Below are 19,809 nucleotides of genomic sequence, written 5' to 3' on the forward strand. Positions count from 1 at the left end.
GAGATCTGGTATCTTTTTACTGACCACTAGCAGGAGAGGGAAAGATGTAAAAGTAAAAGGTCTTCACTCAGTGCGGTTTCTCATCGACGCCCGCTTTATATCCTCAATGACAATCTCTTCAAAGCCGGGTAACGTTTTGTAGGCATACGTTGCCCGCCAGTTTGTGTCTGTATAATCGTAAGAAACCTCTAAATAAGGTTTGTCGCCAGTGGTGTTTTCGGCGTCGTTTTCCCGCATGTTTATCTTAACCGGGATGTCGTGATAGTATTTAAAATAATTAGGATGAGTCAAATAACCCAGGGGAGTTGTGTCCCAGGGCACGAAACCGTCAACGCCAAACAGCTCTTCGTTGAACTGTTGCCAGGCACGTAGCTGAGTATACACCCATTGGTCAGACTCGGTTGAGTTGTTCAAGAACTCGATGTCTGTCTTGCCCAGAAAGGTGTAGATGCTGCACTCGTAGCCCGAAAGAACCATTCTGATACCTGCATCGAATAGAATACGGAACGATTCTGGGTCCATTTCGAAGTTGTAGTCGCCTACTGAAAGCAGTTCTAACCCTGGTCTGAAAGGTAAGCCTGGCGTTCTACCTGCGCAAACGACTACCTCTTCAATCTGTGACACTAATTCAGAATGGTTTTAACAACTGTCGCTACGTTGGTAACGGGCCCAATGGCCAAAATTGGCATTTTCTCGTTCCGTAGTGCATTTGCTAAAGCCCGAGTTGCGTCGTTTTCAGTACCAACGTCTTGAGCTGTATCTGAGCCACGATATACAGGAATTGACCGACCGGTTTTGTTATACCAGTGCAAAATCTTTTGGGCTACTTCATAACTGTACTCGGCGTACGTAATAGTACTAATACCTACCAGCTCGACTTTGTCAGGGTGTTCGAGCGCCATAATAAGCGCGATGGCGTCGTCTACTTCACGCGGGGTTTTGTCGTTCATACCGATCATAATGTCGGTGTCGAGCCATATGCGACGGGGTTTAGGCGTGTCGGGCGCGAGGATAGGTGAAGTCATGGAAACCAGCAGGCGGAAGGGTAAGATTTATTGTAGCATGGCATGAGCCTCTTTGAGCAATGACTGCTTTTGTTCGAGTGATAAACTTAACGGCAGTTGGGCTAACCCAATGAGTCGACGCATTATCTCAACACCCGTAAACTGTTGACGAAGCGTTTCATCGAAGCCGTCGGGCTGTTCGTAATTTGCTTTAACCAGTGCTAACACCGACGATGGTTGCTGAGCTAGCAGAAGGTGAGCCATCATGACACCCAGGTCAAATTCAGCCGGGCCATAAAAACAGAACTCGGGATCAATCACCTTGGCGCCAGTGGCCGTTTTAAGCCAGCTTCCCGGGTAATAGTCGCCATGAAGCAGCGTTTTGCCGTTAGCGAGGTAATGAGCCCCCAATCGATTGACTACTTTTCTTAAGTGAGCATCGCTTTTGTAAGGTATAGCTAGCTCCTGCAAACCAGGTTGTACAGCGTTTAAGTCGACCCCATTTTCGGCCAGGAATGGGTAATTGAAAATATGCTCGTAATTCAACGCCCGCATCTGATGGTTTGCAAGAGCGGGTTCAGGCGTTTCGGTTGTAAACTGGTGATGAAGCTCAGAGAGGTAAGCCGTTAACGTCTGAGCATCCTCTTCATCGAATAACTGGCCAGGTTGATACAGGAACGTGTAGTCGCTGGACTTTCCTAAATCTTCAAGAATTAAAATGTTGTTTTCTTCATCCGTGCCGAGTAGTTGAGGCATATAGTTCGCTAGCATCGGAACGGCCTGCGCTTTCTTGTAAAAACGACCTTCAATAACGGCTCGATCGGCCGGGGCTGGGATGGTTGGGTATTTTTCTACGTAAGCGCGTGACTGCTTTATGATAAGCGTCCGCAGGGGGGTGGTAACACGAAGGGTATAATTCATGTTGCCTTCTCCCGGTTTCTCGACCGAAGAAACGACTTCTTCGGTATCGAGCCAGCCTCGTCGGCGGAGATAATCTTGCAGAGCGTTAGTTTGTTGACCGTCTAGAAGCATGGATTTAATAAGCTAGTGTGGTACGTATACGCTACGTAAAGATATGCAGATTGTAATCTGAACCTGTCAGGTTCCAATTAATGTCCCTAACGAACTACGGCTAACTTACCAACGATCCCTTCTACGCCATCGGCAGTGACGGCGACAACCAAGTAAACTCCCGTTTGTGCAGACCGGCCCCGGTAGTCGCGAAGGTCCCAGGTAGCTGTTCCTCCCTGCGATCGTGTTTCGTAGACTAATTGCCCGCCCGCGTCGAGAATTTTCACTGTTACGTTTTCCTTTAGGCCGTTGATGCCGACTGTTCCTATAAAATCTGGCCGTACCGGATTGGGGAAGATGGTTAGCTTACTGAGTGTTTCAGCCGGTTCGGTGGCCGTTCCGCCGTAGGAAACCAGCTTATCCGGATAATCTTGTGGTCCAGTCAGAATAAATACTCGGCCACTGGTTGGCTCAATGGCCAATTGTTGAACGTTGTTATCTGGCAATGGGCTATTCGCCGAGGTGAACACATTGAGCAGTTGTGATCCATCGGGAGAAACCTGATACAGTCCGTTTGCCGTACCCAGCCATTTGCGGTTTCCGCCATCAACGGCAATGGCTTTTATAACTTCGCTGCTTAGTAGTCGACGACCGTTTTGTAAGGGGGCCTGAGGGGTAAATCGCGTATCGAATGCATCGGCGGGGCTATCAAATACCAGAGGGCCACGATCGGTACCAATCCAGACAACGCCCGTTCTATCTGTTGCCAATGACCGCGGAGAGATGAAAAACGACCGTCTGCGGTTTGTCTGCGGATCGAAGACAACCAGTTCATTGCTAAGGGAAATCAGCCAGATGAACCCATTGTCGTCAGGTATCACTTGCGTAACTCCATACTGATTAGCGCTCAAGTATCCTTCAACTGTTCCGTCGGCCCGCCGAACGTACAAAGCAGGCCGCTGGCCGTTGCTACTTCCGGTTCCTATCCACAAGTTGCCCTGCTGGTCGGTTGCTAGACTAGTAATATTCAAGTTGAGTCCTATTGTACTGGGCAGTGAAACGGGCGTGGGCAGTTGTCCATCCGCTTGACTCCACAAGCCACTAGAACCACCTAAATACAGATGTTGATCAGTGGCAAGATACGCGGCTGTATTAAAAGTGGTAGACTGAGCGCCTACCTTTACATGCTGCCAACGGCCATTAGGTACTGAATAAAATTCTAAGTTAGGGCCGTCAGAAGCCGACGACGGTAAAGCCACAAGTGTTTGTGGATAAGCGAATAAAGTCTTGAGTCGCTCTTGTGTAGGTCCTTCGGGAGTAATTCGTTCAAACTGACTCATCCTGCCGGCTAGCAGGCCACTTTTAGCATCCGCGACCCACACCCCATCCCCATCTACTAGTACTTCTGAGGGATCGGTGAGTAATGGGCCGACAATTGTTGCTGAATTGGGCAACGTAACGGCTTGCTCAGTGGCTATTACAAGCCCCTCCGAAGCCGGAAACAAACGGACGGCTTTGTTGGGTACCGCTCGTGTCAACACCCAACTACCATTTTGGCGTTCATAAACGCCTTTGTTGTCAACGGATACGTACAGGCGGTTCCGGTCAGAAACCAACGAGCGCATGAACACATCGGGCTCCGGTATTGGCCGCCAACTGGTGGGAGCTGCAATGTTGACGTTCGGAGCCAGCCGAACGGCCCGGATTCGATACCGAAACTGATAGTCTGAATTACTGCCTGTCGGACTTGTAAGGGCGTATAAACTGTCATTTGCGACGGCTGTGGCGTACGTAACAACTTCGGGCTCGGTGAAGTAGGTGTCCCGGATTTCATCTCTCGTAATGTCGAGCACGACTAACCCAAAACTGGTACTTAAATAGACCAAATTGCCAACGCGGTTGAGGTGATTAATAGCACGGCCTGCGGGCAGGTTTGGCGCAGTAACAATCGTGTTAAAATTCTTAACAGCACCCGGTTCGCCAGCCACTGATAACGTAAGGAAGTCAATGTTGCCTGACCTATAGGCAATCAGTAAACGGTTCTGATCGGCAAGGTAGAGCAGACGGCTGATGCCAATGTCGCTCAGGCCGTTCTGCTTGGCCAGTGTGGTTGTTTCGTTCGTCTCTTTGTCGTAGCAAAAAAAGCCATTATACGTAGCACAATAAACTTTATTACCCGCCACTGCTACTGACCGGCCTGACTGATAACTAAAGTGCGATTGCCAGGTGTTGAGTTGGGCAAGCGCAGAGGGCCTAAGGCAAAGGATAAAGAGAAGTAAGCATAGGGTGAGGAGCATGGGGCGAAGGGTCGAGGACAGAGGAAAGGTAGAAATATCGCCTTGCGCGCTGTGTGTAGCCCAATACCTTTTGCCCTTAGCCCCTAGCCCCTGGCCCTTCGCCATCCTACTCATCTTCGTCTTCATAGACCCATTCCTTCTGCCCAGCTTCATCGCCCAGGTTAAAGCAGCGTCGGCAGCGAGCTTCGTAACTATCTGTTTCACCGAGCAGAACCCGCTCCTGCGAAGGTACCAGGCGATATGAATACTGAGCAATGTCGCCACAGACCACACAAATGGCGTGAACTTTGGTAACGTATTCGGCGATGCTCATCAGTTGGGGCATACAACCAAAGGGTTTACCGGCAAAATCCATGTCCAGCCCGGCTATAATGACACGCTGCCCCTGATTAGCTAACGTGTTGCAAACTGCCACGATTTCCTGGTCAAAAAACTGAGCTTCATCAATACCTACCACATCACAATCGCCCGCCAGCGCCACAATTTGGCCCGCTGTTTGCACAGGTGTAGAGTGAATCGTCAGCGCAGAATGAGAAACAATGTCTTCTTCGTGATAACGTGTGTCTAAGGCAGGTTTGAAGATCCTAACCTTAAGCCTGGCGATACGGGCACGAGTGAGTCGGCGAATCAACTCTTCAGTTTTTCCGGAGAACATAGAGCCGCAGATAACCTCAATCCAGCCAGTGCGGAGGTGGGGCGGTTCGCGTCGTCGCGTAGGTTCAATAAACATAGGTGTCGTCGGGCCGCTTGGGCGGTTGTTCAAAAGGCTGGTTGCCTGCGCTGGAGACCGCCAGCCATTGGCTTGATTTTCTGCCGCAAGCCGCTTTTTTTGATTTATTTATAACCAAAAAAAGGTTTACAGCTGAAAGCTATATCTTTACAAAACAAAGACTTTTCCTGATGTCGAACAAGTTTAACGCCAACGCTCTTACCGAATATAGCAGGTCCTATGCTCGTCGGGTAGCAGCCGACTTTTACCAGCAGCATTCTACAATTAGTGGCCAGCAAATATTATCCTTGACGCCAATAAGTCAGGTTAATTTGTTTGTCATCAGTAGTTTGTCTGATAAGTGGCGAGCCGACGCGGAGAAGTTTCGTAGCCCCTTCTTTGACTTCTCAAATGCCGACGTGCAGGAGGCTTTACAAAATTTCATGAACATCGTGTCGCAGCACATTTTTGTTCGACGCGAACACCTCGAACCCTTGCTGGCTGATGCCGTCCGGCGAACGATCGTCATGATCTTTGACCCGCGGGCTTACTTTGACGAAATTTTGCGAAGCCAACCCGAATTCACGCTGACTGGTGAAGCTCTTAAACAAATTACCCGCTACACGAAAATTAACCAGTACATTCCGTTGCATATAGCACAACGGATGAATGGGCGGCCATTTGTTTATGTTAACCAGGCGTTGAATTATTTAGACGAAGCCTTAACGCAACGCGGTCACGAATTAGAGCACTACGACAAGTTTGTTGGCTTATTTTCCGAGAAAGTCCCCATGGATGTGTCGGCTTTGCTACGTAGCCATGTACCGGACAGTATTCCGCCAGCACCCAATCGATCGTTTTTTGACACGGCAACGGAGCCTAGTATTCCGCCAGCGCCTTTAGTGCCTGCAGACGCGACTCCGGAAGCGGTGGCCCCGGCTATTCCTCCGCAACCTGATCCTACACTCAAGCCTACATCAGAAGAGGACATGGCTTCTGGCGGACCAATGTTTCTAAACGGAAGCGCTGGCGCTGGTCCGGAACCTGTTGCGCCCGTTAGTCAACCATCGCAATTGCAAACGGGGGCTATTAGTCAGCCATCCATTACAGATACGGATACGTCAAGTGGCTTGGTTGATACTGCTCCCTCCTTAAACGATACATTACGTGAGTCAGCTACTGCCGAACCAGCCACCATTGCTGAAACATTCCATCGGGCGCCTATCGAAAGCATTGCTCGCAGTATTTCACTAAATCAAAAGTTTCGGTTTATTAACCAGCTCTTCAATGGCAATACGAGTGCGTATAATCAGGCCATCGAAGAGATTGATACATTAAATAATTATGGGCAGGCTCTCGACCTGATTTCGTATCGTTATGCCTCGCAGTATTTGTGGGACATGAGTAGCGATGAGGTCAGTGAGCTGGTTGAGATCCTGAAACGCCGATTTTCTTAACGTTAGAACCGGGATTTATATGATTTGAAGGATTAGCAATATTTTGTTTTCGAGACGCGAACTGCAAAACCCTATTAGTCTTTTAAATCCCACAAATCTCGGTTCAGACAATCAACGTTCGTAAAAACTTCTTTTCAACCGAGCTGAATGCCCCGGTTAGATAATGGCATTCCCGTAACTTGAAAGAAGACGATTTTGCGTACTGTTTACCTGTTAGCAGTGGCCGGGTGGCTCGCTGCGCTTCCTACATTTGCCCAGAGCGATACCCCCTCAAGTGGTGCAGACCGCTCTGCCGACATTAGCCGTTATTTGCAGGATCTCTTTCCGGTGCAAACAGAAGGCATAGACTATGAATCGGTTTACGATGCCTTAACGCAGTTATACGCAAATCCGCTTGACCTAAACACCGCTTCTCGAGAAGAGCTAGCTGCTACGTATTTACTGACCGAACGGCAACTGAGTAGTTTGTTGACTTACCGTACAGATTTCGGCGAGCTGTTGTCCGTTTATGAACTACAGTCGGTACCAGATTTTGATGTGCCTACCATTCGAAGGTTACTTCCTTTTGTAACGGTTGCGGGCAACACGCGTTTGTTAGGAGCGCTTCCTACCCCAACCGACAATTACCTTATTGTACGCTATGAGCAACTTATAGAAGAACAAAAAGGCTTTTCGGAAGCTACACCCGATAAAAAGGGTAATTTACCAACCCGCTATTTGGGCAGTTCCGGTCAGTGGTACGCCCGCTATCGATTTAGTCGCCCCCGCGCGTTTAGCCTTGGCCTGACGATAGAGAAAGACCCCGGCGAAACAATAAGCTGGTTACCATCGAAGCGTCGTTTTGGGGCAGATTATGTGTCGTTTCATGCACAAATACAAAACAGAGGTCGGTGGCGTAACATCCTGCTGGGTGATTATCAGTTGCAGGTAGGGCAGGGGCTAGTGTTGTCGGCCGGCTTTGTATTAGGGAAAAGTGCCGAAACAGTACAAACTGTTCGACGTCCCACACTGGGTGCCCGGCCGTATACTTCCTTGACGGAACATGGTTACTTTCGGGGAGCCACGGCTACGTATGGGCTCCGTCTGAATCTGGACGTAACGTTGATGGCGTCCCGGCTCCGGCGTGATGCTAACACAACTGAGGGCAGCGAAGAAGGTACAATTGCAACCTCACTGCAAACGTCAGGCCTGCATCGTACGCCATCTGAACTTGATGATCAAGCTAGTTTACTCGAAACTAACCTTGGTGGCCACGTGCTTTATCATAATCGTCAGCAGCTACAAGTAGGGCTGATTGTTCTTCACACGGTATTTGACCAGTTTTTTCGCAGGCGCAATTTGCCTTATAACGAATACGAGTTTACTGGAAAGCAGAATACCTTAATTGGAGTACACGGTGGTTATGTCTGGCACAATTGGAATATATTCGGAGAGCTAGCCCGAAGCGCAGGTTCGCAGACAAACAGTGGCGGTATTGGCGCCGTAGGCGGAGCACTGATCAGTATAACAAAAAAGATAGATGCAGCGCTTACGCTACGGCATTACGACCGAAACTTTCATAGTTTTTATGGCAATTCGTTTAGCGAAGGAAGCCGAACTATCAACGAAACGGGTGCTTATGTGGGCCTGAAGTACACCGTTTATAGAAGGCTTACGCTAGGCGGCTTTGTCGACTATTACCGCTTTCCCGGGTTGAAGTACCTGGTCGACAAACCATCAAGTGGATTCGATTATCTGCTGCAGATTCGCTACACGCCTAATCGACAAACGGCGTTCTACGCCCTTTATCACGAAGAACATAAAGAAAAGAACTTGCCCAGCAGCAAGACAAAAGAAGTGGTCGGAACTACGCGCCGGAGTTACGCCCTCAATGCAGAATATTTGTTGGTACATGGGTTGTCCCTGCGTTCCAGAGTGCAGTGGGGTGGATTTAGCTACGCCGGCCAATCAACATCGCGGGGGTTTGCGCTAGTGCAGGATGCTACGTTGGATTACCGACGATTTAGCCTGAGTGGACGTGTGGCCCTGTTCGGCACAGATAATTATGATAGTCGTCAGTACGTTTACGAGCGCGACGTGCTCTACGCGTTTTCGTTTCCGGCCTATTTCAACCGGGGTGTCCGACACTATTTGTTAATACAATATAGCGTTAGCCGCCATTTAGACATTTGGGCCCGCTGGGCCAGAACCGACTTAACCAACCAGGAAACAGTAGGATCAGACCTCGATCAAATCAGCGCTCCCCACAAATCAGAAGTAAAAATACAAGCGCGCTGGCGATTCTGATGGTTTACTTTTCCATTTCCCGAATCAGTTTGTTGGCGTAGATGAATTCGTTGAGCTCTTTTACATTCGAGTGAGTCAGCGTGCCGCTGTCACCTTCCCAGAGCTTGTGTCCTTTGTAGAGAAACATGATTTTCTCGCCAATCTCCATCATCGAGTTCATATCGTGGGTGATTACAACCGTCGTAATCTGATATTCATCCGTAATTTCTTTGATAAGTTGGTCGATTTTGATTGATGTCAACGGGTCAAGACCCGAGTTGGGCTCGTCGCAAAACAGGTATTTCGGATTGAGTACGATGGCCCGGGCAATGCCAACCCGTTTTTTCATGCCTCCGCTAATCTCTGACGGCATTCGATCGGTAGCTCCTTCCAGACCTACCCGACGCAGACATTCCTGCGCCCGGTCTACCTTCTCGCTTTCTGACTGCTCCGTAAGCATATCAAGTGGAAAGCGCACATTTTCCAACACCGTTTTAGAGTCGAATAAGGCCGAGCCCTGAAATAATACGCCCATTTCGCGTCGGATGGCTTTCTGATCGTCTATATTACTAGTCAGAAAATTACGTCCGTTGTAAAGAACTTCACCCGAATCAGGCTTAACAAGGCCAATCATGCACTTTAGCAATACGCTCTTCCCCGTACCGCTACCGCCAATGATTAAACTTGTCTCGCCCGGTTTAAATGTACCATCAATACCCGCCAGCACTTGACGGTCACCGAAGGTTTTAGTTATATTTTTAATGCTAATCATGCGAATTGAGCATTTGATTATCTAAGAGGATGCTACTGAGTAACTCAACAATTACGTCAGCAATACTTGAGTTAGGATGAAATCGGCAGCTACAATAGCGATACAACTGTTGGTAACAGCGGCTGTTGAAGCATTACCTACTTCGAGTGCTCCCCCTTGTACATTATAGCCCTGATATGCCGAGATGGTTGATACAAGAAAGGCAAATACCACTGTCTTGATAAGCGCAAACGTTACGCCAAAAGGTTTATAATCCAGGCGAAGACCGGATATGTACTCTTCTTGCGTAACAACCCCAGACAAAACGCCGGCAATATAGCCGCCCAGAATGGATAGAAAAGCGGCCATGATAACTAGTAAAGGAACCATCAGCATAGCTGCAATTACCTTTGGCAGTACCAGGTAGGAGCTTGAATTGATACCCATAACTTCCAAAGCGTCAATCTGCTCAGTGATCCGCATAGTGCCTAACTCACTGGCAATGTTCGAGCCAACCTTGCCGGCCAACACAATGCAGGTAAGTGTTGGAGCTAGTTCCAAAATAGAGCTATCTCGTACGATCAGGGAGATTATGCTTTTAGGAACAAAAGGGTTCGTGAGGTTATAGGCTGTCTGAACGCAGGTAACGGCCCCGATAAACGAGTTGACAAGCGCCACAATAAAAACCGAACCGACACCGATAGATGTGCATTCATTCAGAATAAGACTTAAATAAACCCGTAATTTCTCTCGATTGCGAAAGAGTGTACCCAGGAAAATGAAGTAACTACCTAATCGTGACATATAAGCGCGTAGCGAGACGAACGGCTACCCACAAAACGAGTATCCATTTGGGAGAACCCCGGCAAAGATAGAATGGTTTCTGGCGTAACTTGCGCCGTTTCCTAAACCATACCGTTCCTTGGCGCTTATAGGAACAAGAGTTATAAAACGTATACAGAATGAATCCATTAATGGTTGTAACAGGCGGGACAAAAGGCATTGGGCGTGCCATTGCAGACCGGTTTGTTACCGAAGGCTTTGATGTTGTTATCTGTGCACGCTCGGTTGAGGGCGCTGAAGGGCCTGGCTTGTTGCCGTTTGCGGCAGACCTTTCTGACCGGGCAGGCATAAACGCGTTGCTTGAGTATGTGCATTCCCTTGGCCGCCCTGTGGAGGTGTTGGTTAATAACACCGGTGTTTTTCAACCGGGTCAGATCCACAACGAAGCCGAGGGTGTATTCGAGCAACTGATAAATACTAATGTTGCTAGTGCCTACCATCTGACACGCGGTCTGGTTGGCAAGATGATCGACCGGCGGCAGGGGCACATTTTCATGATGTGTTCTACGGCGAGTATCACAGCTTATACAAACGGAGGATCGTATTGCATCTCTAAATTTGCATTATTGGGCATGAGTCGGGTATTACGTGAAGAGCTTAAGCCGCATGGCGTGAAAGTAACGGCTATTTTGCCGGGGGCAACGCTTACGGCGAGCTGGGAAGGAACCGACTTACCCGAAGAGCGTTTTATGAAGCCCCAGGACGTAGCGGATAGTGCCTGGGCTGCCTATGCGCTTTCTAAAAGTGCGGTTGTTGAGGAAGTGCTTATCCGCCCGCAATTAGGTGATTTATGAGCAAAGAACGTTGTCACGAAGCGTTAGCTTATTATACGCTCTTTGTCGTTTGGTCTTTGGCTTTGTAACTTGCGGCTCATTTCATCCGCCCCAATAGTAAATTACAACTCGTAAATCCTACATCAAGTACATGTCTTCCGTTGAGTATTTGGGTATCGACGTCGGCGGCACGAACGTCAAAATGGGTATCGTTGACGCCACTACTGGCAAAATCTCCAATTTTTATAGCCACGACACAACCAGCTGGCGACAGTCGGGACACTTCGTCGAGCGCTTTGGCGATGCCGTTGCCTTACAGCTGTTTTCTAATAAAGATGTCAAGCAGGTAGGTATTGGTTTACCCGGTATGCTGAATCGGGAGCGTACTGTTCCGCTAGAAATTACGGCCATTCCCGAAATCAACGGGGTTCCTATGGTGGAGCTGCTGATGAAACGCTTTCCCGGCATCCAGTTTTTTCTGGAAAATGATGCAAATGCCGCAGCGCTGGGCGAGTATTACTTTGCAGAAGAGAAAATTACCGAGAACTATATCTTCATTACCCTGGGTACGGGGGTAGGCGGAGCCGCTATCATCAACAAGCGCATTTTCACCGGTGGTGATGGTAACGCAATGGAGCCAGGGCACATTCCATCACGGAACGGCCGGGTACTGGAACGGAACATTGGTAAGAAAGAACTGCTCGACTTAGCGAACGAACGCCGGAGCGAATATCAAGGTGAAACGCACCTGCCTGGCGATGGGAGTATTTCGACAACGGGGCTTGTAGCCGCAGCGGCCGAGGGCGACGAACTAGCCTTGCAAATTTGGGCCGAAGTAGGTGAAATCTTAGCCGAAGGCTTAGCGTCTCTCATCAAGATTCTGGACATTAAGCAGGTGCTAATTGGCGGAGGATTATCGGCTTCGTTTGATTACATCTTACCTGCTGTCAACAAAACGCTCGATTACTGGCTTAATCCTTACTATAAAAATGGATTGAGTATTAAACGAGCTACCCTAGGTAATGACGCTGGTTTGTTGGGAGCAGCATCTCTTTGCTTTGAGTAACATAAGCGGAAAAGCAGAGAAAGGATGCACATCGATACCATTCTTTCTCTGCTTAAATGACATTAACCTCAGGTGTAATTATCACACCGAACTTATCCAGAACCGATTCTTGTACTCGTTTAGCCAGTGCCAGGATGTCAGGACCCGTAGCACTGCCATAATTAACCAGTACCAAGGCTTGTTTGGTATGAACTCCAGCATCGCCTGAGCGGTACCCTTTCCAGCCTGCCTGTTCAATTAACCAGCCCGCCGGAACTTTCACTTTGTCTTCGCCAATGGGATAGCCCGGTAACGACGGATATTCCGCTTTTAGCTCATCAAATTGTGTTTTTGCGATCTCTGGGTTTTTGAAAAAACTGCCCGCATTGCCAATCTGTGCTGGATCGGGTAGCTTGCTGCGTCTTATACGAATGACCGCCTGACTGATGGCGCTGATAGATAAGTTTTCGTCGGTTACCCCCATTTCAGCCAGTGTTTCCTGAATAGCTCCATACCGAGTATGGAACGTAGGATGTTTATCTAATTGGAACGTAACGCTAGTGATGATATACTGCCCTTTGAGCTCGCGCTTAAATGCACTCTCGCGGTAGCCAAAGGCACAGTCGCTGTGCGTAAACGTCTTCTGTTCGCCGGTTGGAATATGAACTGCGGTAAGAGATTCAAACACTTGTTCAAGTTCAACACCATAAGCACCAATGTTTTGCATGGGTGCTGCCCCAACGGTACCCGGAATCAAAGATAAATTTTCTAAGCCTGCGTAGCTGTGAGTGACGCAGAACATAACGAATTCGTGCCAATTAACGCCCGCTCCAGCCCTTACGTAGATATGATTTTCATCTTCTCGAATAACATCAATCCCCTGAATGCTTATCTTAACCACTAATCCATCAAAGTCGTGGCACAAAAGGACATTACTGCCACCGCCTAGAATCAGTTTCGGTGTATCAATAAATTCGGTTAACTGAAGAAGGGTTTTTAAGTCTTCTTCGTGGCTGACATCGACCCAATATCGAGCGTTTGCGTTAATGCCGAACGTATTATAAGACTTAAGCGAAACGTTGCTTTCCAGATTCAACATGTACTGTTCGTAATGAATGCTCAAATTTAGCCAAATCCACGTTGGGTTTGAGCGTTCATCCACTTGCTTCCTGTATAAGAAAGACAAAATGGTTATTTTTGTTAGCTTATTCAACTTCAACATGCGATTCCAACTTGGCTGGTCTTTAGTTTGGGCGACTCTTATCCTGGCGGGCTGCGCAAGTAGTCGACCTGCTGCAACTACTTCTGGGCGATCCGCCGTGGATTATAATAGCTATAATGAAGATTTGTCTTCAACTCGGCCGGTTTATAATGCTCCACTAACGAATGTAACTCCGGTAACTCGTTCTGCTGCTCCATCAGCCACAGCACCTGCTCCTACAGCCACCCGTAAAAACGAAATACGCAAGCCAAACCCTCCAATTGAAGCATTGCACGTTAACCGGGAGCTTGACCTTATACTCGATACTATTGCTATAAAAAATCGCACCGTTCGATATGCTCCAGGATTTCGAATTCAAGTGTATGTAGGTAATCAACGACAAGACGCCGATGCCGTGAAGCTGTTGATCTATCAGAATTTCCCTGAGCTTAGTCCGTATTTAAGTTACAACCAGCCAACGTATAGACTTAAGGTTGGCGATTTTATGCGTCGCATTGATGCTGAGCGGTACTACGCTTCTATCCGGCGGCTGATCTCGTCGGCGCAGTTGCAAGCCGATAAAGTTGATATCCGTAGAAGCCTATTAATAAAATAAGTTATATAATTTGGCAGTAATAAGTTACTTTTGGTTGTTTTAATACAACTAAGGCGTTTCCTTTATACGTATAGCCTTCTATGAAAAAAGCGTTGATTACCGGCATAACCGGACAAGATGGGGCTTATTTAGCCGAATTACTGTTAGAAAAAGGATACGAAGTACACGGCATTAAGCGCCGAAGCTCACTGTTCAATACGCAGCGCATTGATCACATGTATGAAGATCCGCACGAGAAGAATGTGCACTTCAAGCTGCATTATGGTGATCTGTCTGATTCAACGAACGTTATACGTATTATTCAGGAGGTGCAGCCTGACGAAATTTACAACCTGGGCGCCATGTCGCACGTGCGGGTTAGTTTCGACGAACCCGAATATACCGCTCAGGTAGATGGTATTGGAACGCTTCGTATCCTGGAAGCAGTGCGCCTACTAGGCTTAATCGAGAAAACCCGTATTTATCAGGCGTCAACGTCGGAGCTGTACGGTGGTGTGCAGGGACATGCTCAATCGGAAACAACACCGTTTTATCCCCGCTCGCCTTACGCTGTTGCTAAGCTTTATGGCTACTGGATTACGGTTAACTATCGCGAAGCGTACAACATGTATGCCTGCAACGGTATTTTGTTTAACCACGAATCACCCTTGCGGGGTGAAACGTTTGTGACGCGTAAAATTACTCGCGCCGTAGCCCGGATCGGGCTGGGCCTGCAAGACAAGGTGTACATGGGTAACCTGGATTCATTGCGCGACTGGGGCCACGCTAAAGACTATGTCGAAGCTATGTACCTGATTCTACAACAAGAAACCCCTGAGGACTTTGTGATTGCGACGGGTGTAACAACCAGCGTGCGGGATTTCATCCGGATGTCGTTTGCTGAAATCGGTGTTGAGTTGGAATTCAGCGGTGAAGGCGTTTCTGAAGTTGGCCGAGTGGTCAGTTCAACGAATCCAGATTTTCCGGTAGAAGTTGGCAAAGATGTTGTTTGCATCGATCCGCGTTATTTCCGTCCCACAGAGGTAGACCTGCTGCTGGGTGATCCAACGAAAGCGATGTCAAAGCTGAACTGGAAGCCGAAATATGATCTGCCAGCGCTGGTGAAAGACATGATGAACGCTGATATTGAGCTTTTCCGTCGTGATCAGTTCCTTGCGAAGAGCGGCCATCAGATTCTTAATTACTTCGAATAAAGCTCTATTTGGCTTTTATATTAACAAGCTGATTAGATAACATACCAAAAAAGCCACCAGATGTCTGGTGGCTTTTTTGGTATCAATTGTATGGTATGCTGAATTACACAGGCACAGCATAGTAGTACATCCGCGAGCTGTTAGGATACATTCCAATCAGCATCAGGCCTTCGCCTTCTTTCACCGATGACATAATAGACTGCAGGTCTTTCGTTGTCTTGACGTTCTTACCGTTTGCTTTCACGATAATAAAGCCTTCTTCAACGTCCGTTTCGGCTAGTTTACCGTCTACAATTTTCTTTACACGAACGCCACCGCTAACACCCAGTTGTTTAGCATCTTGTGCACTAAGTTCTTCAAATTCTGCACCGAGGGTACTCAACGCTGTATTAGAGGCCGTAACGTCTGACTTCTTAATTACGTCGCGACCGCCATTACGATTGCGAAGCTCAACTTTAAAGTCGCGCTCGGTGCCATCGCGGTTTACGGTAATCGTTACGGCATCCCCCGGACGACGGCGACCAATGATTTCACGCATCTGCGCATCTGAATCAAGGGGCTGGCCTTCCATCTTCACGATAACGTCACCTTTCTTCAAACCGGCTGCTTGAGCCGCACCGTTTTCAACGACTTCGTCAACATAGATACCCCGGCCAACTTTTGCGTTTTTTTCCTTGGCAACTGAGCTGTTTAACTCAATTGGCCGGATGCCGATGTAACCACGCTGTACATTGCCATACTTAAGAAGGTCTGCTGACACTTTTTTCACGAGCGATACTGGTACAGCAAAGCCATAACCACTATAATAACCAGTTGCCGATGCAATAGCTGAGTTAATACCAACTAGTTCACCACGCAGGTTTACCAACGCACCGCCCGAGTTACCAGGGTTGATAGCGGCATCCGTTTGGATGAACGCTTCAATTGGTGTATCCGCTTTAGGGTCGTTTTGCTTTACATTCTGGTTCAGGATACCGATACCCCGGCCCTTAGCGCTCACAATACCAGCGGTTACCGTCGATTCAAGATCAAGGGGATAACCAACCGCCAATACCCATTCACCTAATTTTAAAGCGTCTGAGTCACCAAGGGTGATGGCAGGTAAGTTGTTAGCCTCTACTTTGATTACCGCAAGGTCAGTCAGAGGGTCCGTACCAATTACTTTAGCTTTGAAGCTGCGCTTATCGGTCATAATAACTTCTACCTCGTCGGCATCTTGCACAACGTGGTTATTCGTTACAATGTAGCCATCTTTGCTAATGATAACTCCTGAGCCAGAAGCCTGGCCTTGTTGCCGACGTGGTCGCCCCTGGCTTCCACCAAAGTCATCACCAAAGAAGTCCCGGAAAATATCAGGTACTTGTTGCTGGCGCACTGTTCGGGTTACTGTTGTGCGAATGTGTACAACGGTGGGCGTTACGGCTTCAGCTGCGGTAGAGAAATCTCCTGGGGCTGCCGTTGGGCCATTGCCAGTCAAAGCTGCCAGGCGACCCGTAATCGTCGGGGTTGGCGACGACTCGTTAAAAATCACGTCCCGCTTATTGAAGCCGAGCAGGTTGTAAGCGGCCAGCGTCACTACACTTGAAAGAAGTGCCATTAACGCCAATAGTTTCCAGTTGCTTTTCATGGTTAGATGGAAAAAATCAAATTTGCTGTCTCTTGTATTGAACGGGGACTTATAAGTCTGCCAATATAACGGAAAGTAGCTTGCGAAAAATCCGGTCTATGTCCGTCCTTAACAAAATTTAACAGGCCTTTGTTAGGTGGTTTTTTTAAGCCGGAAGCCCGTAGCAGATGCAATACGGGCTTCCAGTAATCTGATGCGTAAAAGAAAGATAGCTAACAGATTGTTTAGCCACCAATCTCGATCTGACGAGGAGGTTTTACTTTAGCTTCTTCCCGCTTCGGAATCTCAATTTTCAGTACGCCATCGGTGTAGTTGGCCTGAATGTTATCGGCATCTACTGATGTGGGTAATGTGAATGTCCGTTGGAACGATGAGTAGCTAAACTCGCGACGAGTGTACTTCTCATTGCTCTTATCCTGCTCTTCTTTCTGAGTTTCCTGATAAGCGGAAATTGTCAGGTTGTTGTGGTTGAGGTTCAGTTTAAAGTCTTCTTTCTTTAAACCTGGTGCTGCTACCTCAATTCTGAAACCATCATGATGCTCCACTACGTTCACCGCTGGAACATTACTGATGGCAGGCGCATTGCTGTTAAAAAAGTCGTTCATGTCGCGGCCAAAGAAATTTTCAATTAGCGACGGAAGTTGGTTGTTGTTTGAACGAATTAACGAGTTCATAACAGTAAGTTGGTTTGTGTTAGAAAATAAGTTAACAGGTTCTATGCACTGTTTTTCAATTTCTGTACCAAGCCGCTTCTGAGCCCCAATTAAGACACAGTGTCATTGTTTGTCATAGCTTACACAAATAATTATGACAAGATGTCGCATTATAAACAGAGAGTCCTTACCTCTATCAGCATAGGTAAGGACTCTCTGTTTATAATAAAGCACAAAAGCTGTAAATGCTTATAACTTATTGCGCACTAATAATCTCTAAAGCCTTCTCGGCGGCTGCTTGTTCTGCTTTCTTTTTGCTGTAGCCGCTGCCTGTTGCGAACGGCTCATCGCCCATCATAACCTGGGCAATAAACTCTCTAAAATGACTATTGCCCTTTTCAGAGACAATCTCAAAGCGCACGTCTTTGCCCTCGCGTTGTGCCCACTCTATTAAGCGGCTCTTAAAGTTACCGTTATTCTGCACTACCGACTCAATGTCATAGTGCGATAGCAAGTCTTTCAAAATAAACTGGCGCGAGAACCGAAACCCTTTATCCAGATAAACCGCTCCGACTAAGGCTTCAAGAGCATCGCCGTACATAGAGGTACGAGCAGGTAGGCTGCGTGTCCGACTGCCATCATATTCAATGAGCTGATCGAGGCCTATCTTTCGGGCAATGCCGTTTAAAGTTTCCCGGTTAACAATTCGAGAACGGATCTCGGTGAGAAAGCCTTCATCTTTGTAGGGATACTTCTTGAAGAGATATTCCGCGATAACCATTCCTAACACAGCGTCGCCTAAATATTCGAGTCGCTCGTTCGATTCCCGAAAGCCTTCGATTGCCGTTGCTTTGGATGCAGAAGTATGCCGTAAAGCTAACTGGTATAATCCTAAGTTAGACGGGCGCGCTCCGATAATATGCGCAATGGAACGGCGCAAATTCTTACGCGGATCAGCGTTGCCAGGCCGGAACCAGTCAAGAGGGTTAAACAAACTACGAGGCAGAGCGAGTTGCACGGCTCAGCTAAGTTTACGAAAGATTACAATAGCATTGTGGCCCCCAAACCCGAACGCATTGCTCATAACAGTCGTTAGCGAACGGGCCTGAGCCGTATTGAATGTTAAGTTAAAGCGCGGATCAATTTCTTCGTCATCGGTGACGTGGTTAATTGTCGGTGGCACCAGCTGATGTTCGATCGCTTTAATACAAGCAATGGCTTCAACGGCTCCAGCCGCCCCGAGTAAGTGCCCCGTCATGGATTTGGTTGAGCTAATATTCATCCTGAACGAATGCTCACCAAACAATTGATGAATGGCTTTCAGTTCCTGGGGATCTCCGATCGGAGTTGAGGTGCCGTGCGTATTAATATAATCGATCTCGGTAGGAGAGATACCTGCATCGTCGAGTGCATCCTGCATGCCCAGAAAAGCCCCGAGCCCATCGGGGTGAGGAGCCGTAATATGGTACGCGTCTGACGACATACCACCTCCGATTAATTCAGCGTAAATCTTTGCACCCCGTGCCTGAGCATGCTCAAAATCTTCCAGGATCAACGCTCCCGCTCCTTCACCCAACACAAATCCGTCGCGGTCTTTGTCGTACGGGCGGGATGCGGTTTCAGGAGAATCATTACGTTCCGATAACGCTCGGTTGGCATTGAAACCGCCGATGCCGGCCCGCGTAACGGCGGCTTCCGAGCCACCCACCACGCACATGGTCATGCGCCCTAATCTGATGTAATTGAAAGCGTCGATGATGGCATTATTGGTGGAGGCACAGGCTGAAACCGTTACGTAGTTTGTGCCACGGAAACCATAGCGCATTGAAATCTGACCCGATGCGCTGTCGGCAATCATCCGAACAATGAAGAACGGATTAATGCGGGGAGTGCCGTCGCCTTTGGCATAGTCAATCATCTCGTCTTCGAACGATTTCAGACCGCCAATGCCGGAGCCCCAGATTACGCCAACTTTATTTTTGTCGATTGTATCAAGATTGACTTCCGAGTCCCGAATGGCTTCATCCGTAGCGATGAGCGCATAATGGGTGAAGGTATCCATTTTGCGGGCTTCCTGCCGGGGAATGTACTGGGTGACGTCTAGCCCTTTTACTTCGCAGGCGAAGCGCGTACGAAACTTGCTTGCGTCAAACTTTGTAATGGGACCGGCACCGCTTACGCCTGCGGCTAAGTTGCTCCAATAAGTGGACACATCATTACCAATCGGCGTCAATGCACCAAGACCGGTCACTACTACTCGCTTGAGTGTCATACAGGTTTACTGCGTGATGAAAAAAGAGAAACAACGCCGAAGCTTACTTCTCGGCGTTGGCTTCTGGTGTAATTAAGAGCTATGCCAGTTAT

The 19,809-nt window shown here is 48.1% G+C and carries 18 protein-coding genes; 6 read left to right on the top strand and 12 right to left on the bottom strand.

Going from position 1 to position 19,809, the window contains the following annotated elements; translation table 11 throughout:
• Positions 1 to 63 precede the first annotated feature (63 nt).
• The 5 genes from ACFSUS_RS22060 to ACFSUS_RS22080 all read right to left on the bottom strand — a co-directional run bounded on the left by ACFSUS_RS22060 (position 64) and on the right by ACFSUS_RS22080 (position 5,042).
• Positions 64 to 624, bottom strand: a complete 561-nt coding sequence (locus tag ACFSUS_RS22060) for a nucleoside hydrolase (RefSeq protein ID WP_381525920.1) — start codon at positions 622 to 624, stop codon at positions 64 to 66.
• Positions 624 to 1,025, bottom strand: coding sequence for a nucleoside hydrolase (locus tag ACFSUS_RS22065; protein WP_381525921.1), 402 nt, complete (start codon positions 1,023 to 1,025; stop codon positions 624 to 626). The genes ACFSUS_RS22060 and ACFSUS_RS22065 overlap by 1 nt, the downstream gene beginning before the upstream one ends.
• A 27-nt stretch (positions 1,026 to 1,052) precedes the next feature.
• A complete protein-coding gene (locus ACFSUS_RS22070) occupies positions 1,053 to 2,036 on the bottom strand; it encodes a phosphotransferase (RefSeq protein ID WP_381525922.1) in 984 nt (327 codons plus the stop codon).
• Between the two features lie 86 nt (positions 2,037 to 2,122).
• On the bottom strand, positions 2,123 to 4,312 hold the full coding sequence (gene porZ / locus ACFSUS_RS22075) for a type IX secretion system anionic LPS delivery protein PorZ (RefSeq protein WP_381525923.1): 2,190 nt from the start codon (positions 4,310 to 4,312) through the stop codon (positions 2,123 to 2,125).
• Positions 4,313 to 4,418: 106 nt separating this feature from the next.
• Entirely contained in the window at positions 4,419 to 5,042 is a 624-nt protein-coding gene (locus ACFSUS_RS22080) for a thymidine kinase (RefSeq protein WP_381525924.1), read from the bottom strand.
• 170 nt (positions 5,043 to 5,212) lie between these two features.
• Between ACFSUS_RS22080 and ACFSUS_RS22085 the strand changes: the two genes are divergently transcribed.
• Positions 5,213 to 6,478 (top strand): hypothetical protein, encoded by a 1,266-nt coding sequence (locus ACFSUS_RS22085; RefSeq protein ID WP_381525925.1) that lies wholly within the window; start codon positions 5,213 to 5,215, stop codon positions 6,476 to 6,478.
• Positions 6,479 to 6,673: 195 nt separating this feature from the next.
• A complete protein-coding gene (locus ACFSUS_RS22090) occupies positions 6,674 to 8,764 on the top strand; it encodes a ComEA family DNA-binding protein (protein WP_381525926.1) in 2,091 nt (696 codons plus the stop codon).
• A gap of 4 nt (positions 8,765 to 8,768) precedes the next feature.
• Here ACFSUS_RS22090 and ACFSUS_RS22095 read toward each other — a convergent pair whose 3' ends face one another.
• Positions 8,769 to 9,515: an ABC transporter ATP-binding protein gene (locus tag ACFSUS_RS22095; protein WP_381525927.1), complete on the bottom strand. Its 747-nt coding sequence runs from the start codon at positions 9,513 to 9,515 to the stop codon at positions 8,769 to 8,771.
• A 51-nt stretch (positions 9,516 to 9,566) separates the two neighbouring features.
• Positions 9,567 to 10,298, bottom strand: coding sequence for an MlaE family ABC transporter permease (locus ACFSUS_RS22100; RefSeq protein WP_381525928.1), 732 nt, complete (start codon positions 10,296 to 10,298; stop codon positions 9,567 to 9,569).
• A 158-nt stretch (positions 10,299 to 10,456) separates the two neighbouring features.
• Between ACFSUS_RS22100 and ACFSUS_RS22105 the strand changes: the two genes are divergently transcribed.
• Both ACFSUS_RS22105 and ACFSUS_RS22110 read left to right on the top strand, forming a co-directional pair.
• Positions 10,457 to 11,131: an SDR family oxidoreductase gene (locus ACFSUS_RS22105; RefSeq protein ID WP_381525929.1), complete on the top strand. Its 675-nt coding sequence runs from the start codon at positions 10,457 to 10,459 to the stop codon at positions 11,129 to 11,131.
• A 130-nt stretch (positions 11,132 to 11,261) separates the two neighbouring features.
• On the top strand, positions 11,262 to 12,176 hold the full coding sequence (locus ACFSUS_RS22110) for an ROK family protein (protein WP_381525930.1): 915 nt from the start codon (positions 11,262 to 11,264) through the stop codon (positions 12,174 to 12,176).
• 52 nt (positions 12,177 to 12,228) lie between these two features.
• Here ACFSUS_RS22110 and murB read toward each other — a convergent pair whose 3' ends face one another.
• Positions 12,229 to 13,254: a UDP-N-acetylmuramate dehydrogenase gene (gene murB / locus ACFSUS_RS22115; protein WP_381525931.1), complete on the bottom strand. Its 1,026-nt coding sequence runs from the start codon at positions 13,252 to 13,254 to the stop codon at positions 12,229 to 12,231.
• A 121-nt stretch (positions 13,255 to 13,375) separates the two neighbouring features.
• On the opposite strand from murB, the gene ACFSUS_RS22120 reads away from it, so the two are divergent.
• Positions 13,376 to 13,972: an SPOR domain-containing protein gene (locus ACFSUS_RS22120; protein WP_381525932.1), complete on the top strand. Its 597-nt coding sequence runs from the start codon at positions 13,376 to 13,378 to the stop codon at positions 13,970 to 13,972.
• 80 nt (positions 13,973 to 14,052) lie between these two features.
• A complete protein-coding gene (gmd, locus tag ACFSUS_RS22125) occupies positions 14,053 to 15,165 on the top strand; it encodes a GDP-mannose 4,6-dehydratase (protein WP_381525933.1) in 1,113 nt (370 codons plus the stop codon).
• A gap of 103 nt (positions 15,166 to 15,268) precedes the next feature.
• Here gmd and ACFSUS_RS22130 read toward each other — a convergent pair whose 3' ends face one another.
• The 4 genes from ACFSUS_RS22130 to fabF all read right to left on the bottom strand — a co-directional run bounded on the left by ACFSUS_RS22130 (position 15,269) and on the right by fabF (position 19,717).
• Positions 15,269 to 16,792, bottom strand: a complete 1,524-nt coding sequence (locus ACFSUS_RS22130; RefSeq protein WP_381525934.1) for a Do family serine endopeptidase — start codon at positions 16,790 to 16,792, stop codon at positions 15,269 to 15,271.
• Positions 16,793 to 17,016: 224 nt separating this feature from the next.
• The gene (locus ACFSUS_RS22135) at positions 17,017 to 17,466 is read right to left on the bottom strand and encodes an Hsp20/alpha crystallin family protein (protein ID WP_381525935.1); all 450 of its coding nucleotides are present in this window, start codon (positions 17,464 to 17,466) and stop codon (positions 17,017 to 17,019) included.
• Positions 17,467 to 17,701: 235 nt separating this feature from the next.
• Complete coding sequence (gene rnc, locus ACFSUS_RS22140; RefSeq protein WP_381525936.1) at positions 17,702 to 18,463, bottom strand: ribonuclease III; 762 nt, start codon at positions 18,461 to 18,463, stop codon at positions 17,702 to 17,704.
• 3 nt (positions 18,464 to 18,466) lie between these two features.
• Positions 18,467 to 19,717, bottom strand: coding sequence for a beta-ketoacyl-ACP synthase II (gene fabF, locus ACFSUS_RS22145; RefSeq protein ID WP_381525937.1), 1,251 nt, complete (start codon positions 19,715 to 19,717; stop codon positions 18,467 to 18,469).
• Between the last annotated feature and the right edge of the window lie 92 nt (positions 19,718 to 19,809).

It is taken from the genome of Spirosoma soli (assembly GCF_042684525.1).
In the GTDB taxonomy this organism is placed as follows: domain Bacteria; phylum Bacteroidota; class Bacteroidia; order Cytophagales; family Spirosomataceae; genus Spirosoma; species Spirosoma soli.

Excerpts from the sequence above, each read along its gene's own strand:
- ACFSUS_RS22065 (WP_381525921.1), bottom strand. The coding sequence starts at position 1,025 with ATGACTTCACCTATCCTCGCGCCCGACACGCCTAAACCCCGTCGCATA.
- ACFSUS_RS22070 (WP_381525922.1), bottom strand. The coding sequence starts at position 2,036 with ATGCTTCTAGACGGTCAACAAACTAACGCTCTGCAAGATTATCTCCGC.
- porZ (WP_381525923.1), bottom strand. The coding sequence starts at position 4,312 with ATGCTCCTCACCCTATGCTTACTTCTCTTTATCCTTTGCCTTAGGCCC.
- ACFSUS_RS22080 (WP_381525924.1), bottom strand. The coding sequence starts at position 5,042 with ATGTTTATTGAACCTACGCGACGACGCGAACCGCCCCACCTCCGCACT.
- ACFSUS_RS22085 (WP_381525925.1), top strand. The coding sequence starts at position 5,213 with ATGTCGAACAAGTTTAACGCCAACGCTCTTACCGAATATAGCAGGTCC.
- ACFSUS_RS22095 (WP_381525927.1), bottom strand. The coding sequence starts at position 9,515 with ATGATTAGCATTAAAAATATAACTAAAACCTTCGGTGACCGTCAAGTG.
- ACFSUS_RS22100 (WP_381525928.1), bottom strand. The coding sequence starts at position 10,298 with ATGTCACGATTAGGTAGTTACTTCATTTTCCTGGGTACACTCTTTCGC.
- ACFSUS_RS22105 (WP_381525929.1), top strand. The coding sequence starts at position 10,457 with ATGAATCCATTAATGGTTGTAACAGGCGGGACAAAAGGCATTGGGCGT.
- ACFSUS_RS22110 (WP_381525930.1), top strand. The coding sequence starts at position 11,262 with ATGTCTTCCGTTGAGTATTTGGGTATCGACGTCGGCGGCACGAACGTC.
- murB (WP_381525931.1), bottom strand. The coding sequence starts at position 13,254 with ATGTTGAATCTGGAAAGCAACGTTTCGCTTAAGTCTTATAATACGTTC.
- ACFSUS_RS22120 (WP_381525932.1), top strand. The coding sequence starts at position 13,376 with ATGCGATTCCAACTTGGCTGGTCTTTAGTTTGGGCGACTCTTATCCTG.
- gmd (WP_381525933.1), top strand. The coding sequence starts at position 14,053 with ATGAAAAAAGCGTTGATTACCGGCATAACCGGACAAGATGGGGCTTAT.
- ACFSUS_RS22130 (WP_381525934.1), bottom strand. The coding sequence starts at position 16,792 with ATGAAAAGCAACTGGAAACTATTGGCGTTAATGGCACTTCTTTCAAGT.
- ACFSUS_RS22135 (WP_381525935.1), bottom strand. The coding sequence starts at position 17,466 with ATGAACTCGTTAATTCGTTCAAACAACAACCAACTTCCGTCGCTAATT.
- fabF (WP_381525937.1), bottom strand. The coding sequence starts at position 19,717 with ATGACACTCAAGCGAGTAGTAGTGACCGGTCTTGGTGCATTGACGCCG.